Raw genomic sequence first — 14900 nt, 5'->3', positions numbered from 1 at the left:
CCTGCGCCTCTTCGGCGGCAAGGATTTTCGCGCGGCGCTTCTCGTCAAGCGCAAGGATGTCGCCGGAGACAGGCGAGAGCCCGCGCCGCGCCATCACGGCATCGAAAGCATCGGGGGTCTCACGGATCATGCGGATATCATGCATCTGTCTTCGGTCCTTGGCTCAGGTTGAATCGTCCCCTGCCTTATGGCCGATTTCACAGGGTAAGGTAAACTGGTCAATGATAGCCGGCATGGCCTTCTGAAACGCGCCCACAAAACGGCCTGTTGGGATTGCATCGTGCGGGCAAGCCGCTTAGGTAGAACTGAATTTACGGGGCCAGGGTGGTCCTCAAGGATAAAATGGATGGGGAACGCTCATGAGACCTGGTGATCTGCTTATGTTGGCCGCGATTTTCGCGATCATGTATTTCCTGCTGATCCGGCCGCAGCAGAAGAAGCTCAAGGATCACCAGGCCATGGTCAAGGCGCTGCGCCGGGGCGACCAGGTCGTCACCCAGGGCGGGCTGATCGGCAAGGTCACGAAGGTGAAAGAGGATAACGAGCTTGAGCTCGAGCTGGCCCAGGGCGTCAAGGTGCGCGTGGTGCAGTCGACCATCTCGCAGGTTCTCAGCAAGACCGAGCCCGCGGAGGGCTGAGCCGGTTTGAACCGGGCGGGGCCATGACGGCCCCGTTTTCGTTTTCCAGGGGGTCGACAAAGGCCCGGCAGGGACAGTCGCCATGTTGCAGATCGATCTTTGGAAACGCATTGCCATCTGGCTTATGGTGCTGGCCGGGGTGATGCTGGCGCTGCCCAATGCGTTCTACACCCGGGTGGAGCAATCCAACGACGCCGAGTCGGTCATCGCCGAAGGGATCAGCGACGCGGAGTTGCAGCAGCAGGCGGCGCAGTGGCCGTCCTTCCTGCCTGACGGGCTGGTGAACCTCGGCCTCGACCTGCGGGGCGGGGCGCACCTGCTTGCCGAGGTCAACGTCGCGGAGGTCTACGATCGCCGCGTCGACGCCATGTGGCCCGAGGTGCGCGACGTGCTGGCCGCCGAGCGGAATACGCTGGGCTTCGTCACCCGCGAGGAGGCGGCCCCGCCGGGTCAGCTTCACGTGCGGATCTCGAACGTCGAGGCCATGCCGCGGGCGCTGGAACTGGTGCGCGGGCTGGCGCAGCCCGTGCAGTCCCTGACCGGGGCCACGTCCACCGACCTGGACGTTCAGGCCCGTGACGGCGTGATCGTGGTGCAGCTGTCGGATGCCGAGAAGGCCGCGAGCGACGATCGCACGGTGCGCCAGGCACTGGAGATCATCCGCCGCCGCATCGACGAGGTCGGCACCCGCGAGCCCAACATCCAGCGCCAGGGTGCGACCCGCATCCTTGTGCAGGTTCCCGGCGTGGGCAGCGCGCAGGAGGTCAAGGATATCATCGGCACCACCGCGCGGCTGACCTTTCACCCGGTGGTCAGCCGGACGGCCAATGCCGACGCCAGCCCCGGGGCGGGCAACATCATCCTGCCCTCTCTGGACGAGACCGGCACCTTCTACATCGTCGAACGCACGCCCGTGGTCTCGGGCGAGGCGCTGGTCAATGCCCAGCCGACGATGGACCAGAACAACAGCCCCGCGGTGAACTTCCGCTTCAACACGACCGGCGCGCGGGCCTTCGGGGATTACACGGCCGACAACATCGGCTCGCCCTTCGCCATCGTGCTGGACGACGAGGTGGTCAGCGCCCCGGTGATCCAGTCGCATATCCCGGGTGGATCGGGAATCATCACCGGCCAGTTCACCATCGAGGAAACCACGGAACTGGCCGTCCTCTTGCGCGCGGGTGCCTTGCCTGCCGAGTTGACTTTCCTGGAGGAACGGACCGTCGGGCCGGAACTGGGACAGGACAGCATCGAGGCGGGCACCATCGCCTGCATCGTCGCCTTCATCGCCGTGCTGGTCTACATGGTGCTCAGTTACGGGCTTTTCGGCGTGTTCGCCAATATCGCGCTGGTCGTGAACCTGGTGCTGGTCTTCGGCGCGCTCAGCGTGCTCGGGGCGACGCTGACCCTGCCGGGCATCGCGGGCATCGTGCTGACCATCGGCATGGCGGTGGATGCCAACGTGCTGGTCTTCGAACGGATACGTGAGGAACGAAAATCGGCCAAGGGGCCGGCGCGGGCCATCGAACTGGGTTATGAAAAGGCCCTTTCGGCCATCGTCGACGCCAATATCACCACCTTCATCACCGCCTGCATCCTGTTCTTCATGGGTGCGGGGCCGGTGCGCGGCTTTGCCGTGACGCTGGGGCTGGGCATCCTGACCTCGGTCTTCACGGCGATCTTCGTGACTCGCCTGTTGATCGTCATCTGGTTCGAGCGCAAGCGACCCAGGGAACTGTTCGCGGGCAAATACCTGCGGTTGGTCAAGGACGGCACCACCTGGAATTTCTTCGGCCGCTCGAAGCTGTGGCTGGGCATTTCCTCGGTGTTGGTCGTGGTGGCCTTCGTCAGCTTCCTGTTGCAGGGCCTGAACTACGGGATCGACTTCAAGGGGGGCACCACGCTGCGCACCGACAGCCCGCAGGCGGTGTCTGTCGCCGAGTACCGCGCCGCCCTGGACCCACTGGGCCTGGGCGATGTCACGATCACTGAGGTCTTCGATCCCACCTTCGGCCCCGACCAGAACGTAAAGACAGTCTCGATTCAGGCCCAGGAGGGTGAGGAAAGTGTCACCAACGAGACCATAGGTGCCGTGCAGTCCGCCCTTCAGGAAATCGACCCGCAGGTCACCTTCCCGTCGGTGGAATCCGTCGGGCCGACCGTTTCGGGCGAGCTGATCCAGACCGCCGCCATTGCCGTGTTGTTGGCCATCGGTGCGGTGCTCATCTACATCTGGATGCGTTTCGAGTGGCAGTTTGCCCTGGGCGCGGTGGCCGCGCTGGTGCATGACATCGTGCTGACCATCGGCATCTTCAGCGAGTTCCAGATCAAGTTCGACCTGGCGATCATCGCGGCCCTGCTGACCATCGTGGGCTATTCGCTCAACGACACCGTGGTCGTCTTCGACAGGGTCCGAGAGAACCTGCGCAAATACAAGAAGAAGGATCTCAAGGAGGTGCTCAACATCTCGATCAACGAGACGCTGAGCCGGACCTTCATGACATCGCTGACAACGCTGCTGGCGCTGGTCTCGCTCTACGTGCTGGGCGGCGACGTGATCCGAGGCTTCGTCTTCGCGATGATCTGGGGCGTGATCGTGGGGACCTACTCTTCGGTGTTCGTGGCCTCGACAATCCTTCTGGTCCTGGGCGTCAAGCGCGACTGGTCGAAGAAGGACCCCGGCCAGGTGGCCAACCAGTTCGGCAATGTCGACGCCTGAGCCCCGCTCCCGGCGGCCTTCAGCCGCTTGAATGATGGAACCATGGCTCATCCTGACGGGCCTCGTGGCGGGGCTGGTTTACGGGTTCGCCGGCTTTGGCGCGGCCCTTGTTTTCATGCCCGTGGCGCTGCTGGTGGTGGACCCGGTTGTCGCCGTCGCGGGGTTCGCACTGGCCGGGCTGGGCGCCATTGCGACGGTTGTGCCGCAGGCCTGGCCCCAGGCGGACAAGCGGGCGGCGTTGACCATGCTGGCCGCCGCCGTGTTGCTTGAACCGATTGGCGTCTGGGTCCTGCGAACAACCGACCCCATGGCGCTGCGCTGGGCTGTCTCGGCGGTGGTCCTGGGGACACTGGTGGCGCTGCTGTCGGGCTGGCGCTACCGCCAGAGCCCGGGCCTGCCGGCCTGGCTTGGCGTCGGGGCCGGCGTGGGGTTCCTGGGTGGATCGGTGGGCATGAACGGCCCCGTCCTTGTGCTGTTCCAGCTGGGCGGCCCGGATGCCGCCGCCCGGACCCGCGCCAATGCCATCGTGGTGCTGTCGTTTTCCACCCTGGCGCTGCTGCCGATCATGGCCCTGCAGGGCGCCGTCACCCGCGAAACCATCCTGCTGGGTCTTGTCCTGTTGCCGGTTTACGCGCTTGGCGCCTATTTTGGGCGACGGCTTTTCAACCCGGCCCGGGCTGGTCTATACCGGGGCACGGCCTACGTCCTGATCGGCGGGGCCGGGATCATGGGACTGCCGATCTGGGGGTAAGCGATGCGCATGAACCAAGTTGTTTTCGACGATGCCCGCCCGGTCGACGGCTACGGTCCCGGGTTCTTTCGCATCGGCGGCGAGGTCCACGAGGGCGCAGTCCTCGTCTCGCCGCGTGGCGTCGTGGCATGGGCCGGGCTGGACGCGGTCGAGCCGCTGCTTGACCTGGCCCCGATGATTGACGTTCTGCTGGTGGGCACCGGCGCCGAGATCACCCACCTGCCAAGCGGGCTGCGGACCCGGCTGGAAGCTGCCGGGATCGGTGTCGAATTCAGCGCCTCGCCCGCCGCCTGCCGTACCTACAATGTGCTGCTGGCCGAGGGCCGCCGCGTCGGTTTGGCCCTGTTGCCCGTCTGAGCCTTGCGCTATCGGTAGCGGCATGAGTCTGCACGTGAGAAACCTGGGCGTGGCCCGTGGCGGCCGCCCCGTGCTGGAAGGGGTCAGCTTCGACTGCGCCCCGGGCGAGGCACTGATCCTCCGCGGCCCCAACGGCGTGGGCAAGACGACGCTGCTGCGCACGCTGGCCGGGCTCCAGCCGCCGATGTCCGGGGAAATATCCCTTCCCGAGGACAGCGGCGCCTATGCCAGCCATGCCGACGGCATCAAGGCGCAACTGAGCGTGACCGAGAACCTGGCCTTCTGGGCCGAGGTGCACGGCGGTGCGCTGGACGAGGGCGTGCTGACCGATTTCGATTTGCTGGACCTGCGCGACAGGTTGGCGGGCACGCTCAGCGCCGGGCAGAAACGCCGCCTCGGGCTGGCGCGGCTGGGCGTGATCGGTCGCAGCGTGCTGTTCCTGGACGAACCCACGGTCTCGCTCGACGGTTTCTCGGTAAGGATGTTTGCCGACTGGTTGCGGCAGCGGCATCTGGGGCAGGGGGGCATCGCGGTGATCGCCACCCATATCGACCTCGGGCTGGACGCGCCGACATTGGAGTTGAGTCCCTATGTGGCCGCGCCCGACGCAGGCGGCGGAAGCGACGAGGCCTTCCTTTGATCGCCCTGCTCAGGCGCGACCTGGCGCTGGCTGTGCGCGCGGGGGGCGGGTTCGGCCTGGGGCTGGCCTTTTTTCTGATCGTCATCGTGCTCGTGCCTTTCGGTGTCGGCCCGCAGTCTGACCTGCTCAGCCGCATCGCGCCGGGGATCCTCTGGGTGGCGGCTCTGCTGGCTGCGCTGCTGTCGCTCGACCGCATCTTCGCGCTGGATTTCGAGGACGGATCCCTGCCGCTGCTGGCCACCTCGCCCCTGCCGCTGGAGGCGGTGGCGCTGGTCAAGGGACTGGCCCACTGGTTGACCACCGGGCTGCCGCTTACGCTGGCCGCCCCGGCGCTCGGGTTCCTTCTGCACCTGCAACCGGGTGCCTATGCCTTCCTGCTGGTTTCGCTGGCCGTCGGCACCCCGGCCCTTTCCATGATCGGCACCTTCGGCGCGGCCCTGACCGTGGGCCTGCGCCGGGGTGGGTTGCTCTTGTCGCTTCTGGTGTTGCCGCTCTATATTCCGACGCTGATCTTCGGGGCCGAGGCCGCGCGCCGCGGCGCAGACGGATTCTCGGCCACGACGGCGCTTGTCCTGCTGGGTGGGATCACCCTTGGAACCTTCGCCCTGCTGCCCTTTGCCACGGCGGCGGCGCTGCGAGTCAATCTAAGGTGAAGGGCATTGAGCCGCCGCGCGCGAGAGGGTAGGAGATAAACATGTCGATCTGGGAATATGCCAACCCCAAGAAGTTCATCGCGACCACCACCCCGGTTCTGCCCTGGGTGATGTGGGGGGCGGGTCTTTGCCTGGCCGTGGGGCTGGTCTGGGGCTTCTTCTTCACACCCGACGATTACCGGCAAGGGAGCACGGTCAAGATATTCTATCTGCACGTGCCCTCGGCCATGATGGCGATCAACATATGGGTGATGATGCTTGTCACCTCGCTGATCTGGCTGATCCGGCGCCACCACGTCAGCGCGCTGGCCGCCAAGGCCGCGGCGCCGATCGGCATCGTGATGACGCTCATGGCGCTTTTCACCGGCGCGGTCTGGGGCCAGCCCATGTGGGGCACCTGGTGGGCCTGGGACCCGCGGCTGACCTCCTTCCTGATCCTGTTCCTGTTCTATCTCGGTTACATGGCGCTCTGGACCGCGATTGAGGATGACGATACCGCCGCCGACCTGACCAGCGTGCTGTGTATCGTCGGATCTGTCTTCGCCGTGCTCAGCCGCTATGCCGTGAATTTCTGGAACCAGGGGCTGCACCAGGGTGCGTCCCTGTCGCTGGACGCCGAGGAAAACGTCGCCGATGTCTTCTGGTATCCGGCGCTGGTCTGCATCGCCGGCTTCGTGCTGCTGTTCGTCGGGCTTGTGATCCTGCGCACCCAGACCGAGATTCGACTGCGACGCGCCCGCGCCCTGCAAGCGAGGATGACCGCATGATCCCCGACCTGGGCAAATACGCGGCCGAGGTGCTGTCAGCCTATGCCGTATCGCTCCTTCTCCTGCTGGGGCTGGTCTGGGTCTCGGTGCGCGCCGCGCGCCGCGCCTGCGCCACGCTGGAGGCCGTCGAACGGCAGAAGGCGGCCCGTGATGGTTAGACCGCTGATGTTCATTCCCCCGGTGATCTTCGCCGCGATCGCGGGGCTTTTCGCTTACACGATGCTGAGCGGCGATACCAATGAACTGCCCACCGCCCTGGCCGGCCAGCCCGCCCCGGTGACGGAGGTTGCCCCTCTGGGCACCAAGACCCCGCTGACCGATCCCATGCTGCGCGATGGTGAACTCAAGCTGGTCAACTTCTGGGCCAGCTGGTGCGCACCCTGCCGTGTCGAGCATCCGAACCTGACCTTGCTGGCCGCCGAGGGGCTGCCCGTATACGGGATCAACTACAAGGACCGTGACCGCAATGCGCTGGCCTTCCTGCAGGAACTCGGCGATCCCTACACGGCGCTCGGCACCGATCCCAAGGGGGCCATGGCGCTGGACTGGGGCGTCTACGGCGTGCCCGAGACCTTTCTGGTGGACGGCGACGGCACGATCCTGACGCGGGTGGCCGGGCCCGTGACTGAACGCGCCATCGAAACCCGCCTGGGCCCCGCGATCGAGGCGGCCCGCGCCGATTGACCGGGCCGCCCGGCAGCCGTTCGTGTAAAAGGCCCCAGATGCTGACCTGTTTCAAGAGCTACGACGTACGCGGCCGCCTGGGCCACGAGCTGACCGAGGCGATCTGCGAATCCATCGGTCGGGCCTTCGCCCGTGTCATGGACCCCGGCACGTTGGTCACCGGCCGTGACATCCGCCCCAGCAGCGCCGATCTGCAGGCCGCCCTGCACCGCGGGCTGGTGGCCGAGGGTGTGCGCGTGATCGACATCGGCCTCTGCGGCACCGAGGAGGTCTATTTCGCGACCCCCCACTACGAGGCGGGCGGCGGGCTGATGGTCACCGCCAGCCATAACCCGATGGACTACAACGGCATCAAGATGGTGCGCGCGGGGGCGCGGCCGATATCCGGGGACACCGGCCTGACCGAGATCCAGGCCGCGACCGAGGCCGGCGATTTCGGCCCCGTCCGGCCCGGCGGCGGGGTCGTGCGGCGCGATCCCCGCTCTGCCTACGTGGCGCATCTGATGGGCTATGTCGCACCCGCGGCCCTCGGGCCGCTGCGTATCGTCGTCAACGGCGGCAACGGGGCGGCGGGGCCGACCCTCGACGCCGTGCTGGCGGCCCTTCGCGGCGCGCCCTTGCAGATCGTCAGGATCAACCACGCCCCTGACGGCAGCTTTCCCAACGGTATCCCCAACCCGCTGCTGCCGGAAAACCGTGCCGTCACCGCCGAGGCCGTGCGCGACCACGGCGCGGACATGGGCGTGGCCTGGGACGGTGATTTCGACCGGTGCTTCTTCTTCGACGAGACCGGGGCCTTCGTGGACGGCGAATACGTGGTCACGCTGCTGGCCAGGGCCTTTTGCGCCAAGGAACCGGGGGCGCTCATCATCCATGACCCACGGGTGATCTGGGCCACCGCGGATGCGGTTCGGCGGGCGGGCGGCAGGCCGGTCCTGTCGCGCGTTGGGCATTCTCACATAAAGACGGTGATGCGCGAGCATGATGCGGCCTACGGCGGCGAGATGTCGGCGCATCACTACTTTCGCGACTTCAATTATTGCGACAGCGGCATGATCCCCTGGCTGCTCATGACCGAACTGGTCTCGCGCTCCGGCCGACCGCTCTCGGCCATGCTGGCGGAGTTGCGCCGGGATTTCCCGTCTTCGGGCGAGGTGAATTTCCGCATTTCCGATCAGGAGGCCGCCGTCGAAGCCTTCGAGGCCGCCTATGGTCCGCGGGCCGGCGCCGAAGACCGCCTCGACGGGATCAGCTACGACATGGGCGGCTGGCGGGTGAACCTGCGTCGCTCCAATACCGAACCGGTGGTGCGGCTGAACATCGAATCGCGTGGCGACGGGGACCTCGTGGCGGCGAAACTGGCCGAGATCCGCGCCTTGTTGGCCCCCTACACTGCCTGATCCGGTTTCTTTGGGTGGAAAATACCGCCGCCGGAGGCATCACAAGAAAAGCCGCGCCCCCCGACGGGGGCGCGACATCTTGAAATCGGTTCGCGTGTTGAGCGCGTCGCGGGTCAGGCGGCCTCTTGCGCCAGGTTGCGCAGCACGTAGTGCAGCACGCCACCGTGTTCGATATATTCGATCTCGATGGCGGTATCGATCCGACACTTGAGCGTGATTTCCTTGACCGTGCCGTCGGCCATGGTGATCTCGCAAGGCACCTCCTGCAGCGGCTTGATCGTGTCCAGCCCCTTGATCGAGACGCTCTCATCCCCGGTAAGCCCCAGGGTCATGCGGGTGTCGCCGCCGGTGAATTCGAAGGGGATCACGCCCATGCCCACAAGGTTGGAGCGGTGGATGCGCTCAAAGCTCTCGGCGATCACGGCCTTGACGCCCAGCAGGTTGGTGCCCTTGGCGGCCCAGTCGCGGCTGGACCCGGCCCCGTACTGCTCGCCCCCGAAGACGACCAGCGGCGTGCCCTGCTCCTGGTAGGCCATGGCGGCGTCGAAGATCGAGGTCTGTTGCCCGTCGGGCCCCTTGGTATATCCGCCCTCGACCCCATCGAGCATCTCGTTCTTGATGCGGATGTTCGCGAAGGTGCCGCGCATCATGATCTCGTGGTTGCCGCGGCGGCTGCCGTAGGAATTGAACTCGCGCACCGGCACCTGCCTCTCGGTCAGGTACTGGCCGGCGGGCGTGTCGGGCTTGAAGGACCCGGCCGGGCTGATGTGGTCGGTGGTGATCATGTCGCCCAGCACGGCCAGCACGCGGGCCCCCTCGAGGTTGGTGATCTTGCCCGGCTGCTGCGACATGCCCTGGAAGTAGGGCGGGTTCTGGATGTAGGTCGAGGTTGCCGGCCAGTCATATGTCTCGGCGTCGGTGACTTCGACGCCCTGCCACTTCTCGTCACCCTTGAAGACATCGGCATACTTGGACTGGAAGGCCTCGCGGGTGACGGTCTTTTCGACCAGCGCGGCGATCTCGGCCTGCGTCGGCCAGAGGTCCTTGAGGTAGACATCCTTGCCCTCGGGCGTCTGCGCGATCGGGTCGGTGGCGATGTTGATGTTCATGTCACCGGCCAGCGCATAGGCCACGACCAGCGGCGGGCTGGCCAGGTAGTTGGCGCGCACGTCGGGGCTGATCCGGCCCTCGAAGTTGCGGTTGCCCGACAGCACCGAGGTCGCCACGAGGTCGCCCTCGGCGATGGCTTCGGAAAGTTCCTGCTGGAGCGGGCCGGAGTTGCCGATGCAGGTGGTGCATCCGTAGCCCACCAGGTTGAAGCCGATGGCGTCCAGGTCCTCTTGCAGTCCGGCCGCTTCAAGGTAGTGCGACACCACCTGGCTGCCGGGAGCGAGCGAGGTCTTGACCCATGGCTTGCGGTTCAGGCCCAGTTCGCGCGCCTTGCGTGCCACCAACCCCGCGCCGATCATGACATAGGGGTTCGAGGTATTGGTGCACGAGGTGATCGAGGCAATCACGACAGAGCCGTCGCGCAGCTCGTAATCCTCGCCCTTGACCTTCTGGCTCTTGCGCGGATCGATCACCGGGTCTGGGGTCGGGCCTTCGTCGGCCATGTTGGTGGCCGCGGCGCTTTCATCGGCGCCACGGTAATCGGCCACAACCTTGAAGAAGGCGTCGGCGGCCTCGGTCAGCGGCGTATGGTCCTGCGGACGCTTGGGGCCGGAAATGGCGGGCACGATGGTGCCCATGTCCAGTTCGAGGGTTTCGGTGAACACCGGTTCGGCCCCGGCTTCCCGCCACAGACCCTGTTCCTTGGCGTAGGCTTCCACCAGCGCGATGCGGTCCTTGTCGCGCCCGGTCTGTTCAAGGTAACGCAGGGTCTCGTCGTCGATGGGGAAGAAGGCGCAGGTGGCTCCGAATTCAGGGCTCATGTTGCCGAGTGTCGCGCGGTCTGCCAGCGGCAGGTGATCAAGACCGTCGCCGTAGAACTCCACGAACTTGCCGACCACGCCCTTCTCGCGCAGCATCTGCGTGACCCGAAGGACGAGATCGGTCGCCGTCGTGCCCTCGACCATCGCGCCGGTGAGCTTGAAGCCCACGACTTCGGGGATCAGCATCGAGATCGGCTGGCCCAGCATGGCGGCCTCGGCCTCGATGCCGCCGACGCCCCAGCCGAGCACGCCCAGGCCGTTGATCATGGTGGTGTGGCTGTCGGTGCCGACCAGCGTATCGGGGTAGGCGACCTCTTCGCCGCTCTGGTCGGTGTCGGTCCAGACGGTCTGGCCGAGGTATTCCAGGTTGACCTGGTGGCAGATGCCTGTTCCCGGCGGCACGACGCGGAAGTTGTTGAAGGCGTTCTGGCCCCACTTGAGGAACTGGTAGCGTTCCATGTTGCGTTCGTATTCGCGATCCACGTTCATCTGGAAGGCGCGGGGGTTGCCGAACTCGTCGATCATGACGGAGTGGTCGATGACCAGGTCGACCGGATTGAGCGGGTTGATCTTCTGCGCGTCGCCGCCCAGGGCCTTGATACCGTCGCGCATGGCAGCCAGGTCGACCACCGCCGGAACGCCGGTGAAGTCCTGCATCAGGACGCGGGCCGGGCGATAGGCGATCTCTCGCGGGTTCCGGCCGCCCTTGCTGGCCCAATCACTGAAGGCCTTGATGTCGTCGACGGTGACGGTCTTGCCGTCCTCGAAGCGCAGCATGTTTTCCAGCACCACCTTGAGAGCCACGGGCAGCTTGGAGAAGTCGCCGAGCCCGGCGGCCTCGGCGGCGTGGATCGAGTAATAGGCGACGGACTGGTCGCCGGCGGTCAGCGTCTTGCGGGTCCGGGTCGAGTCGTGGCCGACAGTGATGGGCATGGGGGCCTCCTTTGCGGGTGGGCGACGGGCGCATTTGGTCCGGGGTCGGATTCGCGCCCGTGTATACTATTGTATGCAGCGGTTTGCCAAGGGTGCAAACGGTCCGATTTGGCCGTTGTAGGCGACTGACATGGCGGGTGTCGATGTGACAGAGGCTCGCAAACGCTTGATTGGCACTTGTGCGCCCGGTGGGCTAGCTACTGGGGCAGCGAAATTGGGACCCCATCATGCAACGACTTCTGACAGTGCTGACCCTTGCCCCGATCCTTGCCCTGGCGGCCCATGCGCTGCGGGCCGATCCCGCGCCGGTGGTGGTGGAGCTCTTCACGTCTCAGGGGTGTTCCAGTTGTCCGCCCGCCGATGCCATGATTCTGGATCTGGCCGAGCGGGAGGATGTCATCGCCTTGGCGTTGCACGTGGATTACTGGGACTACATCGGCTGGAAAGACGTCTTCGCGGACCCGGCCCATACGCAGCGGCAGAAGGCCTATGCCTATGCCGCCAACCAGACCACGGTCTATACGCCGCAGATGGTCATCGCGGGCGAGACCCACGTGGTCGGTGCCCGGGCGATGGAACTGGCCGATGCCATCCGGTCCCACGCCGGAACGGACCACGGCATCACGCTGGAGCTGGAGCGCACCGGTGACGAATTGCGCGTCGCCCTGCGCCATGACGGGGCAGAGATCGGACCCGCACGGGTGCACTTGGTGCGCTATACCCCGCGCGAGGTCGTGGATATTCGCCGGGGCGAGAATGCCGGCCGGCGGCTGACCTACGGCAACATCGTCACCAGTTGGGAGGTGCTGGCCGAATGGTCCGGTGGGCGCGACCTGGACCTGCGCGCGTCGGTGCCGGGCAATGACCGCGCCGTCGTCCTTGTGCAGCGGGTTGGCCCCGGCCAGATCCTGGCGGCGGGCGAGGCCCGCTGAACCCGGCCTATGGCCGCCCGTCGCGCGTCAGTCCTCTTCTTCCTCCTCGGGGTCGATCAGGGTGATCGTGCCAGAGTCTGCTGCCGCGCGGATGGTGGCGACCACGACGGCCTGGGCGGCTTCCGCTTCGGATTTGCGGATCTTGCCCAGCTCTTCGACATCCTCGCGCAGGCTGTCGGCCATGCGTTGCGACATGTTCGACAGGATGTGGTCCGCGGCCGCGGCCAGCGGCCCGCCCGCCGCCTGGGCGCTGCCCAGGGCCTTTCCCAACTCTGCGTCGGGAACGTCGCGAATGACGCCGGGCACGTCAAGCGGGGCCAGGCGGGCCGGGATGTCGGCAAAGGTGAAGATCGACTGGCGCACGGATTCGGCGAAATCCGGGTCCTGCGTGCCGAGGTCGTGCAGAAGGCGCTCGCGCGTTTCGGTTGTGCTGGCATTGAGAATCGCGCCCACGCGCTGCCCCGGGGTCTGCGGGAACGCGGGCGCGTGGGTGCCGCAATACTGGCCTGCCAATGCCTCGCCGATGCGGGCCACGGCCTCGGGGCGGATATCTGCGGTGCGCGCCACCGCGTGCGCGATGCGGCGCGCGCGGTCGCCGGGCAGGCGGCCCAGTAGTTCGGCCGCCCGTGCGGTGGGCAGTTTCGACAGCAGAACCGCACCGATCTCGGGACTTTCGGCCTCGAGCACCGGGACGAGGTCGTCCGGATCCAGCGCGCGCACCTGCGCCCAGGGATCGGCGCCGGCCCGGCTGGCGGCCTCGTCGCGCAGTTTCTGCAGGGCCTTGGGGCTGATCTTGCCGTCGAGCCCGGCCAGTGCCGCCTCGACGCTGCCGGGGACCGTCATCGCCAGATTGCCGAGCGCCTCGGCAAATTCCCGGGCGACGGAGTCCATCGTGGCTCGATCGACAAGGCCCAGTGCGCCCAGCTCGCGCGACAGGCGCAGCTGGCTGTCCTCGGGCAGGTCGGCCAGTGGCAGCTCTTGGCCGTCATTGAGCAGGTATTGCACGACAAGAGCAGCCTTGCGCGCGCGGCTCAGCTCGGTCGGGGAGGTGGACATCGGGGTCCCTCTGGGGTTGCAGCGCCAAGTTGCGATCGGGGACATCCTGCCGCCGCGCGGCTTGCCAAACCCTTAACCGGCCTGCCGGCTCATGTCGGGGGACCGGGATGCGTCATCTGCACCGAAAGGTCGTGAAGGTCGTCCCGCAGGCGGTCGTCCATGCCGCCATTGCCCAGGGTCATGTCGTGCAGGGCCGTCAGATCGGCCTGGAGCGCGGCGCATTCGGCGTCGGAGAATTCGCGATCGCTTCGGGTGAAGCTGGCCAGGCTCCGGCTGCCGCCACGTTCCAGCGCGACGGTGACACCGTAATTCATGTCAAAAGCCTTGCATTGCTCAAGTATCCCGGCACTGTCCTCGGCTGCCATGTCCGACCAGCGCCGACTGCCCTCGTTCGCGAAGCCCCAGCTGACTGTGGGGTCCTGCATGACGTAGCCGCCTTCCGAATAGATATCGATCCATGCCTTAGGGTAGGTCTGGAACAGGAACTCCGGCGTCGTGAACTTGATATGGAAGGCAATCGCGAATCCTGTCGGCGACTGCTGTTCCAACCGTTTCAAAACGGTTCGAATGTCTGGCTTGTCGGCCATTTGGCGTTTCCCCAACTCGCTTTATGGTTGCCTGCAACCGCTGACCCGACATACATTGCCCAAAGGCAGGCAAGCAGATAATAGGCCTAACGGTTTAAGAAGAACAGGGAAATCGGTTATCCATCCCGCTGACATGCATCAATTGAACCAGGAACAGACCTCGGACAGCGTCCTGGCTCCGGCCAGTGCAGGTTATTATATTGCCCTGCGCGTCGGCTTCGCCTTTCCGCTGGAAGAACTGAACGCCTTGCCCAGGGCCTGGGTGGACCATTACACGCAAAATCGGTTCATGCTGCATGACCCGGTGATCCGCTGGATTTACGCCAACACCGGTGCCACGCGCTGGAGCGCTCTGGATCTGCCCGACCCCATGCGTGTGCTGGAGCAGGCCCAGGTCTTCGGGCTGAGGTACGGGGCGGCGGTGGCCTGTTACGATGGCAACCGCGAAGGACAGCGTTCCTTCGGCACCTTCGTGCGCGGTGACCGGGAATTCACGGACGCGGAAATCGAGAAATTCCAGCACTATGTGGAACGATTGCACCGTGCCAAGGCGCCGCCGACGAACCTGACCAAGGCCGAGATCGAGGCTTTGAGCATGGTCAAGCGCGGCATGCGACTCAAGCAGATCGCCTATGAACTGGGCGTTACCGAAGGGGCCATCAAGCAACGCCTGAAGAACGCCAAGACGAAATTGAACGCGCAGACGAGCGCCCAGGCTGCGGCCATGGCGAGTGAGTTCGGACTCATATAAATACAGGTTTTTATTAATATCGTGTTAACATTCCGGGCGTTGCCGCAATTTCGTTATCTGCTTAAAATCCATAGTTAACAGTGACCCGGCAAGCTGGCTAA

At 65.7% G+C, this 14900-nt stretch carries 15 protein-coding genes and 1 pseudogene; 12 read left to right on the top strand and 4 right to left on the bottom strand.

Going from position 1 to position 14900, the window contains the following annotated elements; translation table 11 throughout:
- Positions 1-145 (bottom strand): annotated as a pseudogene (locus VJ897_RS01975) (serine--tRNA ligase); the annotation flags it as partial.
- Between the two features lie 214 nt (positions 146-359).
- On the opposite strand from VJ897_RS01975, the gene yajC reads away from it, so the two are divergent.
- The 10 genes from yajC to VJ897_RS01925 all read left to right on the top strand — a co-directional run bounded on the left by yajC (position 360) and on the right by VJ897_RS01925 (position 8609).
- Positions 360-638, top strand: a complete 279-nt coding sequence (gene yajC, locus VJ897_RS01970; protein ID WP_324052756.1) for a preprotein translocase subunit YajC — start codon at positions 360-362, stop codon at positions 636-638.
- A 124-nt stretch (positions 639-762) separates the two neighbouring features.
- A complete protein-coding gene (secD, locus tag VJ897_RS01965; protein WP_414706655.1) occupies positions 763-3357 on the top strand; it encodes a protein translocase subunit SecD in 2595 nt (864 codons plus the stop codon).
- 31 nt (positions 3358-3388) lie between these two features.
- Complete coding sequence (locus tag VJ897_RS01960) at positions 3389-4108, top strand: sulfite exporter TauE/SafE family protein (protein ID WP_324052753.1); 720 nt, start codon at positions 3389-3391, stop codon at positions 4106-4108.
- Positions 4109-4111: 3 nt separating this feature from the next.
- A complete protein-coding gene (locus VJ897_RS01955; RefSeq protein ID WP_324052752.1) occupies positions 4112-4465 on the top strand; it encodes an Mth938-like domain-containing protein in 354 nt (117 codons plus the stop codon).
- 22 nt (positions 4466-4487) lie between these two features.
- The gene (gene ccmA, locus VJ897_RS01950) at positions 4488-5105 is read left to right on the top strand and encodes a heme ABC exporter ATP-binding protein CcmA (protein WP_324052751.1); all 618 of its coding nucleotides are present in this window, start codon (positions 4488-4490) and stop codon (positions 5103-5105) included.
- Positions 5102-5758 carry a heme exporter protein CcmB gene (ccmB, locus tag VJ897_RS01945; protein ID WP_324052749.1) on the top strand — a complete coding sequence of 219 codons (657 nt, stop codon included), beginning with the start codon at positions 5102-5104 and terminating at the stop codon, positions 5756-5758. Before ccmA ends, ccmB begins: the two co-directional genes overlap by 4 nt.
- Positions 5759-5799: 41 nt before the next feature.
- Positions 5800-6525 carry a heme ABC transporter permease gene (locus VJ897_RS01940; RefSeq protein WP_324052747.1) on the top strand — a complete coding sequence of 242 codons (726 nt, stop codon included), beginning with the start codon at positions 5800-5802 and terminating at the stop codon, positions 6523-6525.
- Complete coding sequence (ccmD, locus tag VJ897_RS01935; RefSeq protein WP_324052745.1) at positions 6522-6683, top strand: heme exporter protein CcmD; 162 nt, start codon at positions 6522-6524, stop codon at positions 6681-6683. Before VJ897_RS01940 ends, ccmD begins: the two co-directional genes overlap by 4 nt.
- Positions 6676-7209: a DsbE family thiol:disulfide interchange protein gene (locus VJ897_RS01930; RefSeq protein ID WP_324052743.1), complete on the top strand. Its 534-nt coding sequence runs from the start codon at positions 6676-6678 to the stop codon at positions 7207-7209. The genes ccmD and VJ897_RS01930 overlap by 8 nt, the downstream gene beginning before the upstream one ends.
- A gap of 38 nt (positions 7210-7247) precedes the next feature.
- Positions 7248-8609 (top strand): phosphohexomutase domain-containing protein, encoded by a 1362-nt coding sequence (locus VJ897_RS01925; protein ID WP_324052741.1) that lies wholly within the window; start codon positions 7248-7250, stop codon positions 8607-8609.
- Between the two features lie 113 nt (positions 8610-8722).
- On the opposite strand, the gene acnA is transcribed toward VJ897_RS01925, so the two are convergent.
- Entirely contained in the window at positions 8723-11473 is a 2751-nt protein-coding gene (gene acnA / locus VJ897_RS01920; RefSeq protein ID WP_324052739.1) for an aconitate hydratase AcnA, read from the bottom strand.
- Between the two features lie 227 nt (positions 11474-11700).
- On the opposite strand from acnA, the gene VJ897_RS01915 reads away from it, so the two are divergent.
- Positions 11701-12405, top strand: coding sequence for a DUF1223 domain-containing protein (locus VJ897_RS01915; RefSeq protein WP_324052737.1), 705 nt, complete (start codon positions 11701-11703; stop codon positions 12403-12405).
- Between the two features lie 27 nt (positions 12406-12432).
- On the opposite strand, the gene VJ897_RS01910 is transcribed toward VJ897_RS01915, so the two are convergent.
- Together VJ897_RS01910 and VJ897_RS01905 are read right to left on the bottom strand one after the other, a co-directional pair.
- Positions 12433-13461: a FliG C-terminal domain-containing protein gene (locus VJ897_RS01910; RefSeq protein WP_324052735.1), complete on the bottom strand. Its 1029-nt coding sequence runs from the start codon at positions 13459-13461 to the stop codon at positions 12433-12435.
- Positions 13462-13550: 89 nt separating this feature from the next.
- Positions 13551-14048, bottom strand: coding sequence for an autoinducer binding domain-containing protein (locus tag VJ897_RS01905; protein ID WP_324052733.1), 498 nt, complete (start codon positions 14046-14048; stop codon positions 13551-13553).
- A gap of 142 nt (positions 14049-14190) precedes the next feature.
- Here VJ897_RS01905 and VJ897_RS01900 point away from each other — a divergent pair, with 142 nt between their 5' ends.
- Positions 14191-14799 carry a helix-turn-helix transcriptional regulator gene (locus VJ897_RS01900; protein ID WP_414706654.1) on the top strand — a complete coding sequence of 203 codons (609 nt, stop codon included), beginning with the start codon at positions 14191-14193 and terminating at the stop codon, positions 14797-14799.
- The last annotated feature ends 101 nt before the right edge of the window (positions 14800-14900 follow it).

The sequence above is a fragment of the Salibaculum sp. genome, from assembly GCF_035270045.1.
GTDB lineage: Bacteria > Pseudomonadota > Alphaproteobacteria > Rhodobacterales > Rhodobacteraceae > Salibaculum.
Note: the sequence above shows the minus strand (reverse complement) of the source record. Positions and strands in the feature narration are given on the sequence as shown.

Excerpts from the sequence above, each read along its gene's own strand:
- yajC (WP_324052756.1), top strand. The coding sequence starts at position 360 with ATGAGACCTGGTGATCTGCTTATGTTGGCCGCGATTTTCGCGATCATG.
- secD (WP_414706655.1), top strand. The coding sequence starts at position 763 with ATGGTGCTGGCCGGGGTGATGCTGGCGCTGCCCAATGCGTTCTACACC.
- VJ897_RS01960 (WP_324052753.1), top strand. The coding sequence starts at position 3,389 with ATGATGGAACCATGGCTCATCCTGACGGGCCTCGTGGCGGGGCTGGTT.
- VJ897_RS01955 (WP_324052752.1), top strand. The coding sequence starts at position 4,112 with ATGCGCATGAACCAAGTTGTTTTCGACGATGCCCGCCCGGTCGACGGC.
- ccmA (WP_324052751.1), top strand. The coding sequence starts at position 4,488 with ATGAGTCTGCACGTGAGAAACCTGGGCGTGGCCCGTGGCGGCCGCCCC.
- VJ897_RS01940 (WP_324052747.1), top strand. The coding sequence starts at position 5,800 with ATGTCGATCTGGGAATATGCCAACCCCAAGAAGTTCATCGCGACCACC.
- ccmD (WP_324052745.1), top strand. The coding sequence starts at position 6,522 with ATGATCCCCGACCTGGGCAAATACGCGGCCGAGGTGCTGTCAGCCTAT.
- VJ897_RS01930 (WP_324052743.1), top strand. The coding sequence starts at position 6,676 with ATGGTTAGACCGCTGATGTTCATTCCCCCGGTGATCTTCGCCGCGATC.
- VJ897_RS01925 (WP_324052741.1), top strand. The coding sequence starts at position 7,248 with ATGCTGACCTGTTTCAAGAGCTACGACGTACGCGGCCGCCTGGGCCAC.
- acnA (WP_324052739.1), bottom strand. The coding sequence starts at position 11,473 with ATGCCCATCACTGTCGGCCACGACTCGACCCGGACCCGCAAGACGCTG.
- VJ897_RS01915 (WP_324052737.1), top strand. The coding sequence starts at position 11,701 with ATGCAACGACTTCTGACAGTGCTGACCCTTGCCCCGATCCTTGCCCTG.
- VJ897_RS01910 (WP_324052735.1), bottom strand. The coding sequence starts at position 13,461 with ATGTCCACCTCCCCGACCGAGCTGAGCCGCGCGCGCAAGGCTGCTCTT.
- VJ897_RS01905 (WP_324052733.1), bottom strand. The coding sequence starts at position 14,048 with ATGGCCGACAAGCCAGACATTCGAACCGTTTTGAAACGGTTGGAACAG.